This is a genomic window from Streptomyces radicis (assembly GCF_003626575.1).
Classification (GTDB): Bacteria; Actinomycetota; Actinomycetes; order Streptomycetales; family Streptomycetaceae; genus Streptomyces; species Streptomyces radicis.
Genome location: NZ_RBDY01000010.1, coordinates 130,328 through 148,123 on the forward strand (window position 1 = coordinate 130,328; position 17,796 = coordinate 148,123).

A 17,796-nucleotide genomic window follows, 5' to 3' on the forward strand; every position below is an offset into this window, starting at 1 on the left:
CGGCGATGTCGGCGTCCCGCGAATGTAGTTGAGGCTTCACGAGGAGACACCCGGGGCGGCTGGGGAGATCTTTGGGAGGTTGTGGAGTTCTGGGGACTCCGGGTCCGGCCCCACCCCACGCCGCCCCACGCGCCCGGCGCGTACCCTGGAACCCCCGGCCCGCAGCGCGTGCCGGGCGCTTCGCGTTGCCTCCCCGCCCCCACTCCCACCGTTCACCCCCCCCGTTCACCCGCACCCGTCGAACCCTCCGGATGGAAAGCCCGCCATGAGTCTGTACGGCCTCCTCGACGCCGTCACCCACGAGCCCGCCCTCGCCGAGGCGGTCGCCGCGGCCGCCGAAGGCAGGCGGCGCCAGGTGGACCTGGTCGGCCCGCCCGCGGCCCGCCCGTTCGCCATCGCCGCGCTCGCCCGCGCCGCGGGCCGCCCGGTGCTCGCCGTCACCGCGACGGGCCGCGAGGCCGAGGACCTGGCCGCCGCGCTGCGTTCGTTGCTGCCCGCGGACGGCGTCGTGGAGTACCCGGCGTGGGAGACGCTGCCGCACGAGCGGCTCTCGCCCCGCGCCGACACGGTGGGCCGCCGCCTCGCCGTGCTGCGGCGGCTGGCGCACCCCACCACCGACGACCCGGGCGCCGGGCCCGTCTCCGTCGTGGTCGCCCCGGTCCGCTCGGTGCTCCAGCCGCAGGTCGCAGGGCTGGGCGACCTCGAGCCCGTGGCGCTGCGCAACGGGCAGACCGCCGATCTCGCCGACGTGACCGAGCGGCTGGCCGCCGCGGCCTACGCCCGCGTCGAGCTGGTCGAGAAGCGCGGCGAGTTCGCCGTGCGCGGCGGCATCCTCGACGTCTTCCCGCCCACCGAGGAGCACCCGCTGCGGGTGGAGTTCTGGGGGGACGACGTGGAGGAGATCCGTTACTTCAAGGTCGCCGACCAGCGTTCCCTCGAGGTCGCCGAGCACGGCCTGTGGGCGCCGCCGTGCCGTGAGCTGCTGCTGACCGACGACGTGCGGGAGCGCGCCGCGGCGCTGCGCCGCGCGCACCCGGGCCTCGACGAGCTGCTCGGCAAGATCGCCGAGGGCATCGCCGTCGAGGGCATGGAGTCGCTCGCCCCCGTTCTGGTGGACGACATGGAGCTGCTGCTCGACGTGCTGCCCGCGGGCAGCATGGCCGTGGTGTGCGACCCCGAACGCGTCAGGTCGAGGGCGGCCGATCTGGTCGCCACCAGCCAGGAGTTCCTCCAGGCGTCGTGGGCCGCCGCCGCGATGGCCGACACGGGCGAGGCGCCGATCGACGTCGGCGCGGCCTCGCTGCGCGGCCTGGCCGACATCCGCGAGCACGCCGCCGAGCTCGGGATGCTGTGGTGGTCGGTCTCGCCGTTCTCCCAGGACGCGGCGGACGACTCCGAGGACGACACCGTCCGCCTCGGCCTGCGCGCCCCCGAGACCTACCGCGGCGACACCGCGCGCGCGCTCGCCGACACCAAGGGCTGGCTCGCCGACGGCTGGCGCGTCGTCTATCTCACCGAGGGCCAGGGCCCGGCCGCCCGCACCACCGAGGTGCTCGGCGGCGAGGGCATCGCGGCGCGCCTGACCACCCCGCTCGACGGCGAGATCACGCCCTCGGTCGTCCAGGTGGCGTGCGGCGCGGTCGAGCACGGCTTCCTCGCGCCCGCGCTCAGGCTGGCCGTGCTCACCGAGACCGACCTGACCGGCCAGAAGGCCGCGGGCCGCGAGGGCGCGCGGATGCCCGCGAGGCGCCGCAAGACGCTCGATCCGCTGACCCTGGAGCCGGGCGACTTCATCGTCCACGAGCAGCACGGCGTCGGCCGCTATGTCGAGATGGTGCAGCGGACCGTGCAGGGCGCCACGCGCGAGTACCTGGTGGTCGAGTACGCCCCGGCGAAACGCGGGCAGCCTGGCGACCGGCTGTTCGTGCCGACCGACCAGCTCGACCAGGTCACCAAGTACGTCGGCGGCGAGGCGCCCTCGCTGCACCGGCTCGGCGGCGCGGACTGGACCAAGACGAAGGCGCGGGCGCGCAAGGCGGTCAAGGAGATCGCCGCCGACCTGATCAAGCTGTACTCCGCGCGCATGGCGGCGCCCGGGCACGCGTTCGCGCCCGACACCCCGTGGCAGCGGGAGCTCGAGGACGCGTTCCCCTATCTGGAGACGCCCGACCAGCTCACCACGATCTCCGAGGTCAAGGAGGACATGGAGAAGTCCGTGCCGATGGACCGCCTGGTGTGCGGCGACGTCGGCTACGGCAAGACGGAGATCGCGGTGCGCGCGGCGTTCAAGGCCGTGCAGGACGGCAAGCAGGTCGCGGTCCTGGTGCCGACGACGCTGCTGGTGCAGCAGCACTTCGGGACGTTCTCCGAGCGGTACGCGCAGTTCCCCGTCGAGGTGCGCCCGCTGTCGCGCTTCCAGTCGGAGGCCGAGGCCAGGGCGGTGACCGAGGGGCTGCGTGAGGGCACGGTGGACATCGTGATCGGCACGCACCGGCTGTTCTCCTCCGAGGTGAAGTTCAAGGACCTCGGCCTGGTCATCGTGGACGAGGAGCAGCGGTTCGGCGTCGAGCACAAGGAGCAGCTGAAGAAGCTGCGCGCCAACGTGGACGTGCTGACCATGTCGGCCACGCCCATCCCGCGCACCCTGGAGATGGCGGTCACGGGCATCCGCGAGATGTCCACGATCACGACGCCGCCCGAGGAGCGCCACCCGGTGCTGACGTTCGTCGGCCCGTACGAGGAGCGGCAGATCGGGGCGGCCGTGCGGCGTGAGCTGCTGCGCGAGGGCCAGGTCTTCTACATCCACAACCGCGTGGACTCGATCGACCGGGTCGCGGCGCGGCTGCGGCAGATCGTTCCGGAGGCGCGGATCGCCACGGCGCACGGGCAGATGGGCGAGTCGTCGCTCGAGCAGGTGGTCGTGGACTTCTGGGAGAAGCGCTTCGACGTGCTGGTCTCCACGACGATCGTGGAGTCGGGGATCGACATCTCCAACGCGAACACCCTGATCGTCGAGCGCGGCGACACGTTCGGCCTCTCGCAGCTGCACCAGCTGCGCGGGCGGGTGGGACGCGGGCGGGAGCGCGGGTACGCGTACTTCCTCTACCCGCCGGAGAAGCCGCTGACCGAGACCGCGCACGAGCGCCTCGCGACGATCGCGCAGCACACCGAGATGGGCGCGGGCATGTATGTCGCGATGAAGGACCTGGAGATCCGCGGGGCGGGGAACCTCCTGGGCGGCGAGCAGTCGGGGCACATCGCGGGTGTCGGGTTCGACCTGTATGTCCGGATGGTGGGGGAGGCCGTCGCGGACTATCGCTCGACGCTCGAGGAGGGCGGGGGCGAGCCTGACGAGTCGCTGCTCGAGGTCAAGATCGAGCTGCCGGTGGACGCGCACGTCCCGCACGACTACGCGCCGGGCGAGCGGCTGCGGCTCCAGGCGTACCGGGCGATCGCCGCGGCGAACACCGAGGACGACATCCGCGCGGTCCGCGAGGAGCTGGCCGACCGCTACGGCCCGCTGCCCGAGCCCGTGGAGAACCTCCTGCTGGTCGCCGGGCTGCGGATGCTGGCCCGCTCGTGCGGCGTGACCGATGTGACGCTCCAGGGCAGCCGCATCCGGTTCTCGCCGGTCGAGCTGCGCGAGTCGCAGGAGCTCAGGCTGAACCGCGTCTACCCCGGCTCGGTGGTCAAACGCGCCACGCGCCAGGTCCTCGTGCCCCGGCCGACGACGGCCCGGATCGGCGGCAAGCCGCTGACCGGGCGCGAACTGCTGGCGTGGACGGGGGAGTTCCTGACGACGATCCCGGGGGCGTGAGGCGCTCGCAGGGAGCGCGCGGATTCCGGGGGCGTGCGGCGGAGGGTGACTCGCCCTCGCCGCACGCCCCCGGCCGGCGCCGGGCCCACCCGGGGGTTGACGGCCCGTCGGTCGGACCGATCGGTGGGTCAGCGCCGGGCCCGCCTGGCCGCCCCGACCTCCCGCGCGTAGCGGTTGGTCGCGGGCAGCCAGCAGGCGATCAGGGTGGCCACGGTGGCCAGGGCGCCGAACGCCCCCGCCGCCACCAGGGCGCCGCGCGTGTCGCCCGCGGTGACGGCGAGGAACGCCAGGAGCGTGCCCGAGGCCGTCAGCGTGACGAGCACCCGCGCCCAGGTCGCCGCCTTGAGGCTCAGCAGGACGCAGACGAGCAGCGGCACGGCGACGAGGATCAGGAAGGCGCCGAGCGCGGCCAGCTCGGACTCGCGCTCGTCGACGAGCAGCGCGGTCAGGGCGTCGAGCTCTCCCTCGGCCGGCAGCTCGGTGCCCAGTGCGTCGCCGATGTCGGCGCGGGCCCAGGCCTCGCCGTTCGCCGCGATGGAGAGGAGGCCGCCGACGGCGGCGGCCACGGCGAGCAGGCCCGAGAGCAGCAGGACCAGCACGGTGGCGGGGCGCCGGGGCGGCGCGGGGCGCCCGGGCGGCGCCCCCGCGACGCCGCCCGGGCCGTTGTGACCCCGCCGGTGCGAGGCGAGATGCGGTGAGCTCACGGTCGTTCTCCTTCGGGAAGGGGCCGGGTGGCCGTCAGAGGGTCAGGTCCCACGTGGCGCCGAACTCCAGCAGCTCCTCGACCGTGAGCGAGAACGACGGCTCGCCCGCCGGGATGTCGAAGGCGTAGTCGGCGGTGGCGCTCTGGCCCGGCGCCACCGACCCGCCGGGGCCGAGCCCCACCGGGTCGTCGATGATCAACTCCGCCTCGACGCCGTCCTCGCCGATCCGCGCGGTGGTGAGGATGAAGGAGGTGTCATAGGTCTCCGCGCCGTTGTTGGTCACGGTGAGGGAGACGACCTGCGGCTCGTTGCCCTCGGTGTGGCCCACGGCCCACTCCGACGGCGAGTACGGCTCGGCCGCCGAGACCGTGTACTCGACGCCGTTGTCGAAGACGGCCGTCTCGCCCGCCGCGAAGATCTCCTGCTCGGCACCGTCCTCGCCCGCCGCGCCCCCCGCGGTGGTCTCGCCCAGCTCCTCCAGGTCCGCGAGTGCCTCCTCGACGGCCTCCTCGGCCCGCTCCTCCTCGCTCGAGCACGCGCTCAGCGCGCCCATGGCGAGCAGGGCGGCGGCCGCCCCGGCGAACGCGGACCTCCGCCTTCCGGCGAAACGGCGTGAGCGTGTGGCGGTCATGGCAGTGATTCCCTTCCGAATCAACCGGCCCCCTGTGGTCCGGCGCGGTTAATCAGAGCACAGCCTGTGAACCGAGTCAACAGGAATTCCGTTGGGCGTCCGGACGTTTGCCGTGTATCGGTGTGGACAGAGACACCGGTAAGGTCGGAACACGCCACGCCAGAACGGAGACAGCCACGTGCCGGGGCAGCAGACCGAGGTCACCGCCGCGGGGATCGCCCGGCTCGCGGGCGTGGGCCGCGCCGCCGTCAGCAACTGGCGCCGCCGCTACGCCCACTTCCCCCGCCCCATCGGCGGCACCGAAGCCAGCCCCACCTTCTCCCTCGCCGAGGTCGAACGGTGGCTGCGCGATCAGGGGAAGCTCGCCGAGGTCCCGCTCAGGGAGCGGCTGTGGGGGCTCGTCGCCGCCGACCCCGCGGGCCAGGCCGACGCCCTCGCCCGCGTCGGCGAGCAGCTCATCGCCCATGGCGAGCGCGCCCCCGAGGGCGCCGACCCGCTCGCGTCGGCCGCGGCGGCCCTCGCCGCCGAGGCGGGCCCCGCGCCCGCGTTCGAGTTCCTGCTGGCCAGGCACCTCGACACCGCCGCCCGCCAGCTCACCCGGACCCCGCAGGAGACCGCCGCGTTGATGGCGGCCCTCGCCGGACCCGCCGACACGGTCCTCGACCCCGCGTGCGGGCCCTGCACCCTGCTCGCCGCCGCCCGCGCGGCCGACGGCGGGCCGCCCGCCGAGCTGTACGGGCAGGACACCGACGCCACCCTCGTCCGCCTCGGCGGCCTGCGGCTCGCCCTGCGCGGCACCCCCACCGTCCGCGCCGTCGGCGGCGACACCCTCACCGCGGAGGCGTTCCCCCGCCTCACCGCGGACGCCGTGCTGTGCCACCCCCCGTTCAACGAGCGGAACTGGGGCCATGACCAGCTCACCTACGACCCCCGCTGGGAGTACGGCGTCCCCGCGCGCACCGAGTCCGAGCTCGCCTGGGTCCAGCACGCCCTGGCCAGGCTGCGCCCCGGCGGCACCGCCGTCCTCCTCATGCCGCCCGCCGCCGCGTCCCGCCGCACGGGCCGCCGCGTCCGCGCCGCGCTGCTGCGCCGCGGCGCCCTGCGCGCAGTCGTCGCGCTGCCCGCGGGGGCCGCGCCCCCGCACAGCCTCCCCCTGCACCTGTGGATCCTGCGCGCGCCGGGCGCGAGCCCCGCCCCCGACCCGCGCCTCCTCGTCGTCGACACCGCCACCGCCCACCGCGCCAGGGGCCGAGGGCCCCTCGACTGGCCCGCGCTGCGCCGCACCGTCGAGGACGCGTGGACGGCGTTCGACCGCGACGGCGACCTGCCCGAACGGCCGGGCACGCACCGCGCGTTGCCCGTCATCGACCTGCTCGACGAGGACGTGGACCTCGCTCCTGGCCGCCATCTGCCGCCCCCCGCCGAGACGGGCGGAACGGCCGAGCTCGCCGCCGTCCACCAGGACCTCCGGGCCACCCTGCGCCGCACCCACGACCTCGCCCCCGGACCCGCGGCGCCGGGCGAAGGGCCCGCGGGACCGCGCTGGACCACGCTCACCATCGGCGAGCTCGCGCGCACCGGCGCCCTGGAGATCCACACCGCGCCCACCGCCCCCGCGCCCGGCGACGTCCTTGTCCCGCTCCTGCTGGCCGCGGGGCCCGACGGCGCCGCCGCCCGCGTCGTCACCGAGGACTCCCCGGACTCCCAGGAGTCCGACGGCGGGCCGCCCGACCGGCACACGTGCCTGCTGCGCCCGGCGCCCGACGCGCTCGACCCGTGGTTCCTCGCGGGGTTCCTGCGCTCCACCGCCAACACCCGCCAGGCCAGCAGCTACGCGTCGAGCGCCACCCGCGTCGACGTCCGGCGGCTCAAGGTGCCCAGGCTCCCGCTCGACGCCCAGCGCCGCTACGGCCGCCGCTTCCGCGACCTGGTGGCGTTCGAGGCCGCGCTCCGGCAGGCCGCGGGGCTCGGCCGCACGCTCGTCCAGGGCACCGTGGACGGCCTGACCGAGGGGGCGCTCGACCCGGGCGACTGACCACAACCCCCCGGCGGCGGGCGGATATCATCAGCCTTCTTCGGCGACGCCCCACGCGGCGTCCACCGCCACACACCGAGGGGGGAGTGCGGATGTACGGTCCGCCACCCGCGACGCACCCGCACCACCCTCAGCCGCCCTCCCAGCCCGGGCCGACGCGCGGGGCGCGCGGGGCGCGCGGCAGAAAGGTCGTGCGCGCCCTCTTCGCGCTCTTCCCCGTCCTGTCGCTCGGCCTGCTCGCCTGGGTCCCGGCGTTGCGCGTCGTGGTGATCCGCCGCCGCGCCGTCGACTGGGCGGTGCTCGCGCTGATGGTCTCGCTGACCGTCAGCGAGGTGGTGCTCATCAGCACCGTGCCGACCGACGACGAAGGGCCGCGCAGCGCCCTGGTCGGCCTCTACCTCGTGGCGTTCCTGATCGGCGCGACGATCCACGCCGCGATGCTCGACGACACCCCGCCCGCGCCCGGCCCGTATCCGGCGCCGCGGCCCACGGGCTACGGCGCCCCGCACGGCTACGGCTACCCCCCGCCCGCCGCCTCCGTCCCCGTTCCCGCCTCCGTCCCCGTCCACCCGGCACCCGCCGCCCCCGCACCGGCCGTCCCCGCACCGGCCGCACCCGCGCCGCCGTCCCCCACCTCGCCCCGCATGCGCCAGGTCGCCTCCGAGCTCGACGAGCTGGGTGAGCTGCTGCGCAAGCAGGAGGGCAGGTGAACGCCAGGCTCCTCGGCGGGCGTTACGAGCTGACCGAGCCGCTCGGCAAGGGCGGCATGGGCGAGGTCTGGGCCGGGAACGACCTGGCGCTCGGCGGCCGCCGCATCGCCGTCAAGCTGCTGCACGCCGACCGGCTGGCCGCCACCTCGGGGACCACCGAGCCCGAGGAGCTGCGCCGCCGCTTCCTGCGCGAGTGCCGCGTCACCGCCCGCGTCGACCACCCGGGGCTCGTCGCGGTGCACGACGCGGGACAGGACGGCGACGAGCTGTTCCTGGTGATGCAGCTGATCGAGGGCTGCGACCTCGGCGACCACCTCGCCGAGCACGACCCCTACCCCTGGCACTGGGCCGTGGCCGTGCTCGCCCAGCTCTGCTCGGCCCTCGCCGCCGTGCACGCCGTGCGGATCGTGCACCGCGACCTCAAACCGGGCAACGTGATGATCCGCCCCGACGGCCGCGTCACCATCCTCGACCTGGGCATCGCCGCCGCCCGCGGCGACGGCGAGGACACCCGCCTCACCCGCACCGGCACGCTGCTCGGCACCCCCGTCTACATGGCGCCCGAACAGGCCGTCGGCGACCCGCCCGTCGGCCCGTCCGCCGACCTCTACGCGCTGGGCGCCATCGGGTACGAGCTGCTCACCGGGCAGGCGCCGTTCACCGCGCCCAACGCCGCCGGGCTCCTCTACAAGAAGCTGCACGAGGACCCCGTTCCGCTGACCAGCCTGCGGCCCGACGCCCCGCCCCGGCTCGCGGCGTTGATCCACCGGCTCCTCGCCCGCGACCCTGGCGACCGGCCGGGCGACGCGCACCAGCTGTTCGCGGCGCTGATCCCGCTGCTCCCGGCGAACCCCGCGGGCACCACCGCGCCCCTCGACCCGACCCGCCCGTTCTGGCACCCGATGGCGCCCTGGCCGCCCGCGAGGCCCGCCGAGCCCGACCTCACCACCGTGCTCGACGAGGTCAGGCACCTTGTCGCGCACGGGCAGTACCCCCGCGCCGCCGACCTGCTCAGCCGCACCCTGCCGCTGGCCACGGGGCGCTATGGAGAGGCGTCCCCGATCGTGCGGGGGCTGCGCAAGCAGTACGCGGCGACGCTGATGCACATCGGCGACTACGCGCACGCGCTGCCGGAGATACGGCGTCTCGCCCAGGAGTTCGCGCTGGAACGCGGCCCCTACGACTCCGTCGTCCTCCAGCTGCGGGCCGATGAGCAGCTCTGCCTGCGTCACCTCGGCCACGCCTCGTGAGAGGCTCCCCCGCCAGGACTTGAACCTGGACCATACGATCCAAAGTCGTATGTGCTGCCGATTACACCACGGGGGACTGCCTGTCGGGCGAAACGGCTGGCGGACCAGGCCCCTTCCGACCGGCACCCCACACTATGCCAGGCGATCCGCCACCGGTGCGACGGTACAAGGGAGCGGTACCGGACTGAAAAGCGGTGGATCCCGCCCTTAGTCTGGTCGACATGAAAGCGAGGGGGGCCGCGGAGCCGGGCGAGCGGGGGTTCAGGCTGCTCTGGTGGACGCGGCGGCGCAGCGTCCTGCTCGACGGCGCGCTCGCCCTGGCCTCGGCCGCCGAGTGCGGGGCGCAGGGCGTCGTGTTCGCCGCCCGCACGGGCCTGCCCGTCTGGCTGGTCGTCGTCCCCGGCGCGCTCGCCGGGCTGACCCTCGTCGTCAGACGGCGCTGGCCACTGGCCGTGATCCTCGTCGCCATCGGCCTCCTCCCGGCCAACATGGGCGCGATGCTCGCCCTGGTCGGCCTCTACACCCTCGCCAGCACCGAGGCGCCCCGCCGGATCATCGGCACGCTCGCCGCGATGCAGGGCGTGGGCTCGGTGATCGTGGTGGCCCTGTTCATGGAGCGCGACGAGGGGCTGCGGCAGCAGGCGCTCCCGGCCTGGTTCACGCCGCTGGTCTCCGTGCTGTTCGGCGTGGCCTCCGTCGTTCCCCCGGTGCTGCTCGGCATGTACGTGCGGGCCAGGCGGCGGCTCGTGGAGTCGCTGCGCGACCGGGCGCACGGCCTGGAGCGCGAGCTCGCGCTGCTCGCCGAGCGCGCGGAGGAGCGCGCCGAGTGGGCCAGGGGGGAGGAGCGGCGGCGCATCGCCCGCGAGATGCACGACGTGGTCGCGCACCGGGTGAGCCTGATGGTCGTGCACGCGGCGGCGTTGCAGGCCGTGACCGCCAAGGACCCGGAGAAGGCCGCGAAGAACGCCGCGCTCATCGGCGACATGGGCCGCCAGGCCCTCACCGAGCTGCGCACGATGCTGGGCGTGCTGCGCGCGCGGGAGCAGGACACGCGCCAGGACGCGCCCTCCCGGCTCGCGGAGATCGCCGCGTCCGCCCGCGCCCAGGCGCCCGCCCCGGACCCCGAGCGCCCCCGCGCGCCGGAGCGCGGCCCCTCGCTCACCCAGCTCGCCGCGCTCGTCGACCAGTCGCGGGCGGCGGGGATGACGGTGGACCTCAGCGTCGAGGGCGAGCCGCGCGGCTATGCCGAGCAGGTCGAGTCGACGGCGTACCGGGTGGTGCAGGAGGCGCTGACCAACGTCCACAAGCACGCCGCGGGCGCCTCGGCCGAGGTGCGCCTGGCGCACCGGGAGGGCGAGGTCGCCGTCCTCGTGCAGAACGCCCCGCCGAGCGGCGGCGGCGGGGCGCGGCTGCCAAGCGGCGGCAACGGCCTGATCGGGATGAAGGAGCGCGTCACGGCCCTGGGCGGCGGCTTCGTCTCGGGCCCGACGGACGCGGGCGGCTTCCGCGTCTCGGCGGTGATCCCGGACCGGCGGCCCGCCCATGACTGAGCACGCCCTGTTCGGCGAGGGCTTCGCGGCCGACCCCTACCCCGCGTACGCGTGGCTGCGGGAGAACGCGCCCGTTCGCCGCGAGGTGCTGCCGAGCGGCGTCGCGGCCTGGCTCGTCACGCGCTACGCCGACGCCCGCCGCGCGCTGGCCGACCCGCGGCTGAGCAAGAACCCCGGGCGCCACCGCGCCGCCGACCACGCCTCGGGCCGCGTCGGCATCCCCGGCGAGCGCGGCGCGAACGTCATGACCCACCTCCTCAACATCGACCCGCCCGACCACACGCGGCTGCGGCGCCTGGTGTCCACGGCGTTCACGCCGCGCGGGGTGGCCGCGTTCGAGCCCCGCGTGCGCGCGCTCGCGGACCGGCTCGCCGACGGGTTCGCGGGGCGTGGCAGCGCCGACCTGATCGACGAGTTCGCGTTCCCGCTGCCCATCTACGCGATCTGCGACATGCTCGGCGTCCCGCCCGAGGACCAGGACGACTTCCGCGACTGGGCCGGGATGATGCTGCACACCTCGGGCAAGCGCGGGGGAGTGGGGCGCGCGGTCAAGCGCATGCGCGGCTACCTGGGCGAGCTGATCCACCGCAAGCGCGGGGCGCTCGGCGACGACCTGATCTCCGGCCTGATCCGCGCCTCCGACCACGGCGAGCACCTGACGGAGGAGGAGGCCGCGGCGATGGCGTTCATCCTCCTCTTCGCGGGCTTCGAGACCACCGTCAACCTGATCGGCAACGGCATGCTGGCCCTGCTCCGCGACCCCGCCCAACTGGCGCGGCTGCGGCGGGCGTCGGCCGAGGGCGAAGGGAGCCTGCTCGACTCGGCCGTGGAGGAGCTGCTGCGCTACGACGGCCCGGTGGAGCTCGCCACGTGGCGGTTCGCCACCGAGCCGCTGACCCTGGGCGGGCAACGCGTCGCGCCGGGCGACCCGGTCCTCGTCGTCCTCGCGGCGGCCGACCGCGACCCGGAGCGGTTCGCCGACCCCGACACCCTCGACCTCGGCCGCGGCGACAATCCCCATCTCGGCTTCGGCCACGGCATCCACTACTGCCTGGGCGCGCCGTTGGCCAGGATCGAGGGCAGGGCGGCGCTCGAGACGCTGCTGCGCAGGCTTCCTGACGTCCGGTTGGCCGCCGACCCCCGCGCGCTGCGCTGGCGGGGCGGGCTGATCATGCGCGGGCTGCGGTCACTGCCCGTCGAGTTCACCCCCGAAGGTGACGCCCCGTCACCGGTGTGATCTGCGTGTGATCTGGGCGGGATCGGCTTGTGATCGAGTGTGGGGAGGGCTAGGTTCCCCCTCAACCGCATCACTGTTCGCATGGGAGGCCCATCAGATGCGCTCCGGGACTGGTCGTCATCGTCGTCCGCGACAGGCTCCGGCCTTTCTTGTCGCCGCCGGCGTCACGGGCGCGGGCATCGCCCTGCCGCTGCTGAGCGGGGGGCCCGCGCAGGCCGTGTCGGACGACACATGGGATCGGGCCGCCGAGTGCGAGAGCGGCGGCGTGTGGAGCGCCAACTCGGGCAACGGGTACTTCGGCGGCCTCCAGTTGACCATCGCCATGTGGGAGGAGTACGGCGGCCTCGAGTTCGCGGGCAGGCCCGATCTCGCCAGCCGCGCCCAGCAGATCACGGTGGCCGAGCGGATGCTGCTGGCCCAGGGCAAGGAGGCGTTCCCCTCGTGCGGCGTGCTCTCGGGGCTGTGGCCCGAGTTCCGCGAGGAGCGCGACGACCCCGACCGCGCGGAGGAGGCCGAGGAGGCGCAGGCCGAGGAGGAGATAGGCGGGCCCGAGGAGTCGGCCGCCCCCGAGCGCACGCCGGGCGCGGACGAGGAGCGCGCGTCACCCGAGGGCGACGCCGACGACGGGTCCGAGAGCGGCTCGGCGGACGACGGCGCGGCGGAGGCGGAGGTGGGGGCAGGGGAGGAGCCCAGCACCTCGTCGCCCTCCCCGCGGACGCCGTCGGGCGAGGCGACGGAGGACGGCGCGGACGCCACGGACGACCCCGAACCCGGCGGCGCCACGGGCGGCTCCGCGGACGGGCGCGCGGAGCGCGAGGGCGACGACGGCGGAACGGACGGCACCGACCGCACGGGGAGCGGACGCCACCGCGGCGACCCCGACCCGGCGGAGGCCGGTCGCGCGGACGAGGAGGGCTCGGGCCGCCACGCGGAGCGGTATGAGGTCCGCCGGGGGGACACGCTGTCCGCCATCGCGGTGGAGTACGGGGTACCAGGCGGCTGGCCCACCCTCCATGCCAAGAATGAAACGGTCATTGGTGATGATCCGGACTACATACTCCCGGGTCAGCGCCTCGACTTGACGGTCACGGGACGTTAGTCGGCCGTTCGCCAGAGCAACTTCACGCGCGGATAAGTGTGACCATCATCTCCCCGCATTCCTGGAGTGTCCGACTCGTCCGACCTGTCCGTGGCCCCGCTGACCTGCGTGGATGCGACCCTTGGCGCGTCAAGCCCCGCCACGCCGACGATCTTCATCGTTCTTGAACCGTTAGCTGGCGTGTGTTTAGTGTCCCTCCGCCCGGCGCCTCGTCGGGCGCCGAGGCCGTCAACGCCGAATCCTGCCGCCGGCCCGGGAGACCACCATCGCGCAGCACCGCAGGCAGGAGCGGGGGACCCGAACCCGAGACCCGGAGCGCACCGCACCGGGCCACGGACGCCGCGCCGGACCCACAGGACCGAGAGCGGCTTGGGGTGAAGTCCCCGGGGCACCAACGCCCTTGGGACCGGGCAACTCACCTGGCCCGAACCCGACAGCTCACCTCGCAGGCGTCGGTGAGAAGGAACGACATGCTGTTCACGGGCAAGGGCCGTCATCGCCGTCCGTCCAAGCCGACCCGACTCGCCGCGGCGGCCTCCGTCACCGGTGCCGCGGTCGCCATCCCGCTGCTGAGCGCCACCGGCGCCGGCGCCGCCTCCGTCGACACCTGGGACACCGTCGCCCAATGTGAGTCCGGCGGTGACTGGTCCATCAACACCGGCAACGGCTACTTCGGCGGGCTCCAGTTCTCGCAGTCCAGCTGGGAGGCCGCGGGCGGCACCCAGTACGCCGAGCGCGCCGACCTGGCGAGCAAGGACCAGCAGATCGCCGCCGCCGAGGAGCTGCTGAGCATGCAGGGCCCCGGCGCCTGGCCCGTCTGTGGCGCGCAGGCCGGACTCTCCGCGGGCGGCCCCGCCGCCGACGTGGACACCGGCGGCGGCGCCGAGGAGCCCGCCCCGGCCCCCGAGCCCGCGCCGGAGCCCGCCCCGGCGCCCGAGCCCGAGCCCGCGCCGGTCCCCGAGCCGACCGAGGAGGCGCCCACGGGCGCCGCCGAGTCCACGGGCGACCTGTACACGGTCGTGCGCGGCGACACGCTCTCCGCCATCGCCGCCGCGTTCGGCACCACGTGGTACCAGCTGTACGCCGACAACGCCGGTGTGGTCGGGGACGACCCCGACCTGATCATCCCCGGTCAGGAGCTCACCCTCTGACGCGAGGGCCGCGGTGGGCCGACCCACCCTCACCCGGTGCGGGGCGTCGCCCCGCACCGGGTTTTCTTCACCTTGTAAACAAAAAGATCGCACCACCCCTGAACTGCGGCGACGCGGCGCCCCCCGCGGGATTGCCACGACCGTGCGCAAGCGTGGGTCCGTGGGGCGGTTAGGCTCAGAGGGCTTCACGACGCCAACGACAACAGCTACCCAGCCACCTGGACCTAAGGAGAACTCCGTGCCGTCCATCGACGTCGTCGTCGCCCGCGAGATCCTTGACTCGCGAGGCAATCCCACGGTCGAGGTCGAGGTCGGCCTCGACGACGGCAGCACCGGCCGCGCCGCGGTGCCCTCAGGGGCCTCCACCGGGGCGTTCGAGGCGCTGGAGCTGCGCGACGGGATCGAGGACCGTTACCTCGGCAAGGGCGTGGAGAAGGCCGTGCTCGCCGTCATCGAGCAGATCGGCCCCGAGCTGGTCGGCTACGACGCCACCGAGCAGCGCCTCATCGACCAGGCGATGTTCGACCTGGACGCCACCGCGGACAAGTCCTCGCTCGGCGCCAACGCCATCCTCGGCGTCTCCCTCGCCGTCGCGCACGCCGCGTCCGAGTCCCGCGACCTCCCGCTGTTCCGCTACCTGGGCGGGCCGAACGCGCACCTGCTCCCGGTCCCCATGATGAACATCCTCAACGGCGGGGCGCACGCCGACTCCAACGTGGACATCCAGGAGTTCATGATCGCCCCCATCGGCGCGGAGTCGTTCTCCGAGGCCGTCCGCTGGGGCGCCGAGACGTACCACACGCTCAAGAAGGTCCTCAAGGAGCGCGGCCTGTCCACGGGCCTGGGCGACGAGGGCGGCTTCGCCCCCGACCTCGCGTCGAACCGCGACGCCCTCGACCTCATCGTCGAGGCCATCCAGAAGGCCGGTTACACCCCGGGCCAGGACATCGCGCTCGCGCTCGACGTGGCCGCCACCGAGTTCCACTCCGACGGCGCCTACACCTTCGAGGGCAAGTCCCTGTCCGCCGAGGAACTGATCGCGTACTACGCCGGGTTGGTCGAGTCCTACCCGCTGGTCTCCATCGAGGACCCGCTGAGCGAGGAGGACTGGGACGGCTGGGCGGCCGTCACCGCCGAGCTCGGCGGCAAGGTCCAGATCGTCGGCGACGACCTCTTCGTCACCAACCCCGAGCGGCTCCAGCGCGGCATCGACGCGTCGGCCGCCAACGCCCTGCTGGTCAAGGTCAACCAGATCGGCTCCCTGACCGAGACCCTTGACGCCGTCGAGCTGGCCCAGCGCAACGGTTTCAAGTGCATGATGTCCCACCGCTCCGGCGAGACCGAGGACGTCACCATCGCCGACCTGGCCGTCGCCACCAACTGCGGCCAGATCAAGACCGGCGCCCCGGCCCGCTCCGAGCGCGTCGCCAAGTACAACCAGCTGATGCGGATCGAGGAGATCCTGGACGACGCGGCGGTCTACGCCGGGCGTTCCGCGTTCCCGCGCTTCCGCGACTGACCGTCGGCCTATCGCCACGTCCCCGCCATCCGTCCCGTACGGTGGCGGGGACAGGCACTCGGGCGGGCGAACAGGAGGCGCCGTGGCCGCGGACCGGGACCGTTTCTCCACCGCCACCAGGATCAGGGCACTGGGCGAGCAGGCGGCGGCGCGCGTCTACCGCGCGCAGACAAGGCGCCTGCGGCGCCCGCCCCGCCGCAGCCGCCTCACCGGCAGGGCCGCCGTTCTCGCCCTGGTCGTCTGCTCGTTGATCGTCGCCCTCGCCTACCCCCTGCGCCAGTACGTGCAGCAGCGCGCCGACGTGGACGACCTGCGGCGCCAGGCCGAGGAGGAGCGGCAGCGCGTCGAGGAGCTGCGCGACGCCAAGGCCCGCTGGCAGGACCCGGCCTATGTCGAGCGGCAGGCCCGCGAGCGGCTGAACTTCGTGCGTCCCGGCGAGACCGGGTACATCCTGCCGGGCGCCGCCGAGGACGACAGCGGCGACCGCCTTTCCACCCGCGGCGCCCCGGCCGCCCGCCCCTGGTACGAGAACCTCTGGGAGGGCCTCGACGAGGCGGACGGCGCCGACGGACGCCAGGGCCGATGAACGCCGGGCGATCGCCGGTGAACGACGGCACGACGACGACACGACGACGATGCGACAGAGAGCACCCTTCGTGAACATCCCCACCCCGCGGGACGCCGCGGCCGTCGAGGCACAGCTCGGCCGCCCGCCCCGCGGCCTCAACGCCGTGGCGCACCGCTGCCCCTGCGGCAACCCCGACGTGGTCGAGACGCTTCCGCGCCTGCCCGACGGCACCCCGTTCCCCACCACGTACTACCTCACCTGCCCGCGCGCCGCCTCGGCGATCGGCACGCTCGAGGCGGACGGCGTGATGAAGGAGATGACGGCCCGCCTCGGCGATGACCCCGAGCTGGCCGCCGCCTACCGCGCCGCCCACGAGGACTACCTCGCGCGCCGCGACGCCCTGGGGCCGCTGCCCGGCTTCCCCAGCGCGGGCGGCATGCCCGACCGCGTCAAGTGCCTGCACGTCCTGGTCGCCCACTCCCTCGCCGCGGGCCCCGGCGTCAACCCCCTGGGCGACGAGGCGCTCGCGATGCTGCCCGAGTGGTGGCGCAAGGGCCCGTGCGTGAGCGCGGACGCGGCCCCCGAGGCGGCGCGGTGACCCGGGTCGCCGCGATCGACTGCGGCACCAACTCGATCCGCCTGCTGATCGCCGACGCGGACCCGGCGACCGGGCTGCTCGTCGATCTCGACCGCCGGATGGAGATCGTGCGGCTCGGCCAGGGCGTCGACCGCACGGGCCGCCTGGCGCCCGAGGCGCTCGAGCGCACGTTCGCCGCGTGCCGCGCGTACGCCGCCGCGATCCGCGGGCACGGCATCACGCCCGACCGCACGCGTTTCGTCGCCACCTCCGCGTCGCGCGACGCGTCCAACCGCGACGACTTCACCCGTGGCGTCCAGGACATCCTCGGCATCGTGCCCGAGGTGATCACGGGCGACGAGGAGGCGGCGCTGTCGTTCACGGGCGCCACGCGCGAGCTGCGCGGCACGGTCGCGCCGCCGTACCTGGTGCTCGACATCGGCGGCGGCTCCACGGAGTTCGTGCTGGGTGACACGGCGGTGCGGGCGGCCCGCAGCGTGGACATCGGCTGCGTCAGGCTGACCGAGCGCCACGGCCTGTCCGACCCGCCGACCGGGGCCCAACTCGCCGCCATGACCGCCGACATCGAGGCGGCGCTCGACCTCGCCGCGGAACGCGTCCCGCTCACCGAGACCCACACCCTGATCGGCCTCGCGGGCTCGGTCACCACGGTCGCGGCCATCGCCATCGGCCTGCCCGCGTACGACTCGGCGGCGATCCACCACTCCAGGGTCACGGCGGACGGCGTGCGGGAGGTCACGGCCCGCCTGCTCGCGGCGACCCATGGCGAACGCGCCGCGATCCCGGTCATGCACCCGGGCCGCGTGGACGTGATCGGCGCGGGTGCGCTGGTCCTCCAGAAGGTCATGGAACGCACCGGCGCGCGCGAGGTCGTGGTGAGCGAGCACGACATCCTCGACGGCATCGGCTGGTCTGTGGCCTGAGCGC

At 74.5% G+C, this 17,796-nt stretch carries 14 protein-coding genes, 1 tRNA gene and 1 riboswitch; of the genes, 12 read left to right on the forward strand and 3 right to left on the reverse strand.

Features of this window, described 5'->3' with window-relative positions; genetic code table 11:
- Positions 1-265 precede the first annotated feature (265 nt).
- The gene (gene mfd / locus D7318_RS15875) at positions 266-3,817 is read left to right on the forward strand and encodes a transcription-repair coupling factor (protein WP_120697760.1); all 3,552 of its coding nucleotides are present in this window, start codon (positions 266-268) and stop codon (positions 3,815-3,817) included.
- A gap of 128 nt (positions 3,818-3,945) precedes the next feature.
- Here the strand turns inward: mfd and D7318_RS15880 are convergent, their stop codons facing one another.
- The gene (locus tag D7318_RS15880; RefSeq protein ID WP_120697761.1) at positions 3,946-4,521 is read right to left on the reverse strand and encodes a hypothetical protein; all 576 of its coding nucleotides are present in this window, start codon (positions 4,519-4,521) and stop codon (positions 3,946-3,948) included.
- 34 nt (positions 4,522-4,555) lie between these two features.
- Positions 4,556-5,152, reverse strand: coding sequence for a DUF4352 domain-containing protein (locus tag D7318_RS15885; RefSeq protein WP_120697762.1), 597 nt, complete (start codon positions 5,150-5,152; stop codon positions 4,556-4,558).
- A 178-nt stretch (positions 5,153-5,330) separates the two neighbouring features.
- Here D7318_RS15885 and D7318_RS15890 point away from each other — a divergent pair, with 178 nt between their 5' ends.
- The 3 genes from D7318_RS15890 (at position 5,331) to D7318_RS15900 (ending at position 9,147) form a co-directional block, all read left to right on the forward strand.
- Positions 5,331-7,187 carry an N-6 DNA methylase gene (locus D7318_RS15890; protein WP_120697763.1) on the forward strand — a complete coding sequence of 619 codons (1,857 nt, stop codon included), beginning with the start codon at positions 5,331-5,333 and terminating at the stop codon, positions 7,185-7,187.
- Between the two features lie 92 nt (positions 7,188-7,279).
- Positions 7,280-7,897 (forward strand): hypothetical protein, encoded by a 618-nt coding sequence (locus D7318_RS15895; RefSeq protein ID WP_147437731.1) that lies wholly within the window; start codon positions 7,280-7,282, stop codon positions 7,895-7,897.
- Positions 7,894-9,147 carry a serine/threonine-protein kinase gene (locus tag D7318_RS15900; RefSeq protein WP_120697765.1) on the forward strand — a complete coding sequence of 418 codons (1,254 nt, stop codon included), beginning with the start codon at positions 7,894-7,896 and terminating at the stop codon, positions 9,145-9,147. The genes D7318_RS15895 and D7318_RS15900 overlap by 4 nt, the downstream gene beginning before the upstream one ends.
- A 4-nt stretch (positions 9,148-9,151) precedes the next feature.
- On the opposite strand, the gene D7318_RS15905 is transcribed toward D7318_RS15900, so the two are convergent.
- A tRNA-Gln gene (locus D7318_RS15905) sits at positions 9,152-9,223 on the reverse strand.
- Positions 9,224-9,368: 145 nt separating this feature from the next.
- On the opposite strand from D7318_RS15905, the gene D7318_RS15910 reads away from it, so the two are divergent.
- The 8 genes from D7318_RS15910 (at position 9,369) to D7318_RS15945 (ending at position 17,792) form a co-directional block, all read left to right on the forward strand.
- Positions 9,369-10,697, forward strand: a complete 1,329-nt coding sequence (locus tag D7318_RS15910) for a sensor histidine kinase (protein WP_120697766.1) — start codon at positions 9,369-9,371, stop codon at positions 10,695-10,697.
- Positions 10,690-11,934 (forward strand): cytochrome P450 family protein, encoded by a 1,245-nt coding sequence (locus tag D7318_RS15915; protein WP_120697767.1) that lies wholly within the window; start codon positions 10,690-10,692, stop codon positions 11,932-11,934. Before D7318_RS15910 ends, D7318_RS15915 begins: the two co-directional genes overlap by 8 nt.
- Before the next feature lie 97 nt (positions 11,935-12,031).
- Positions 12,032-13,033: a LysM peptidoglycan-binding domain-containing protein gene (locus D7318_RS34590; protein WP_120697768.1), complete on the forward strand. Its 1,002-nt coding sequence runs from the start codon at positions 12,032-12,034 to the stop codon at positions 13,031-13,033.
- A gap of 332 nt (positions 13,034-13,365) precedes the next feature.
- A riboswitch (cyclic di-AMP (ydaO/yuaA leader) is annotated at positions 13,366-13,500 on the forward strand.
- 3 nt (positions 13,501-13,503) lie between these two features.
- Positions 13,504-14,184: a LysM peptidoglycan-binding domain-containing protein gene (locus D7318_RS15925; RefSeq protein WP_120697769.1), complete on the forward strand. Its 681-nt coding sequence runs from the start codon at positions 13,504-13,506 to the stop codon at positions 14,182-14,184.
- A 238-nt stretch (positions 14,185-14,422) separates the two neighbouring features.
- Positions 14,423-15,703: a phosphopyruvate hydratase gene (gene eno, locus D7318_RS15930; RefSeq protein ID WP_120697770.1), complete on the forward strand. Its 1,281-nt coding sequence runs from the start codon at positions 14,423-14,425 to the stop codon at positions 15,701-15,703.
- Positions 15,704-15,785: 82 nt separating this feature from the next.
- A complete protein-coding gene (locus tag D7318_RS15935; RefSeq protein WP_120697771.1) occupies positions 15,786-16,289 on the forward strand; it encodes an FtsB family cell division protein in 504 nt (167 codons plus the stop codon).
- 70 nt (positions 16,290-16,359) lie between these two features.
- Positions 16,360-16,869, forward strand: a complete 510-nt coding sequence (locus D7318_RS15940; RefSeq protein WP_230423775.1) for a DUF501 domain-containing protein — start codon at positions 16,360-16,362, stop codon at positions 16,867-16,869.
- Positions 16,866-17,792 carry a Ppx/GppA phosphatase family protein gene (locus D7318_RS15945; RefSeq protein ID WP_120697773.1) on the forward strand — a complete coding sequence of 309 codons (927 nt, stop codon included), beginning with the start codon at positions 16,866-16,868 and terminating at the stop codon, positions 17,790-17,792. The genes D7318_RS15940 and D7318_RS15945 overlap by 4 nt, the downstream gene beginning before the upstream one ends.
- The last annotated feature ends 4 nt before the right edge of the window (positions 17,793-17,796 follow it).

Excerpts from the sequence above, each read along its gene's own strand:
- D7318_RS34590 (WP_120697768.1), top strand. The coding sequence starts at position 12,032 with ATGCGCTCCGGGACTGGTCGTCATCGTCGTCCGCGACAGGCTCCGGCC.
- mfd (WP_120697760.1), top strand. The coding sequence starts at position 266 with ATGAGTCTGTACGGCCTCCTCGACGCCGTCACCCACGAGCCCGCCCTC.
- D7318_RS15910 (WP_120697766.1), top strand. The coding sequence starts at position 9,369 with ATGAAAGCGAGGGGGGCCGCGGAGCCGGGCGAGCGGGGGTTCAGGCTG.
- D7318_RS15925 (WP_120697769.1), top strand. The coding sequence starts at position 13,504 with ATGCTGTTCACGGGCAAGGGCCGTCATCGCCGTCCGTCCAAGCCGACC.
- D7318_RS15915 (WP_120697767.1), top strand. The coding sequence starts at position 10,690 with ATGACTGAGCACGCCCTGTTCGGCGAGGGCTTCGCGGCCGACCCCTAC.
- D7318_RS15895 (WP_147437731.1), top strand. The coding sequence starts at position 7,280 with ATGTACGGTCCGCCACCCGCGACGCACCCGCACCACCCTCAGCCGCCC.
- D7318_RS15885 (WP_120697762.1), bottom strand. The coding sequence starts at position 5,152 with ATGACCGCCACACGCTCACGCCGTTTCGCCGGAAGGCGGAGGTCCGCG.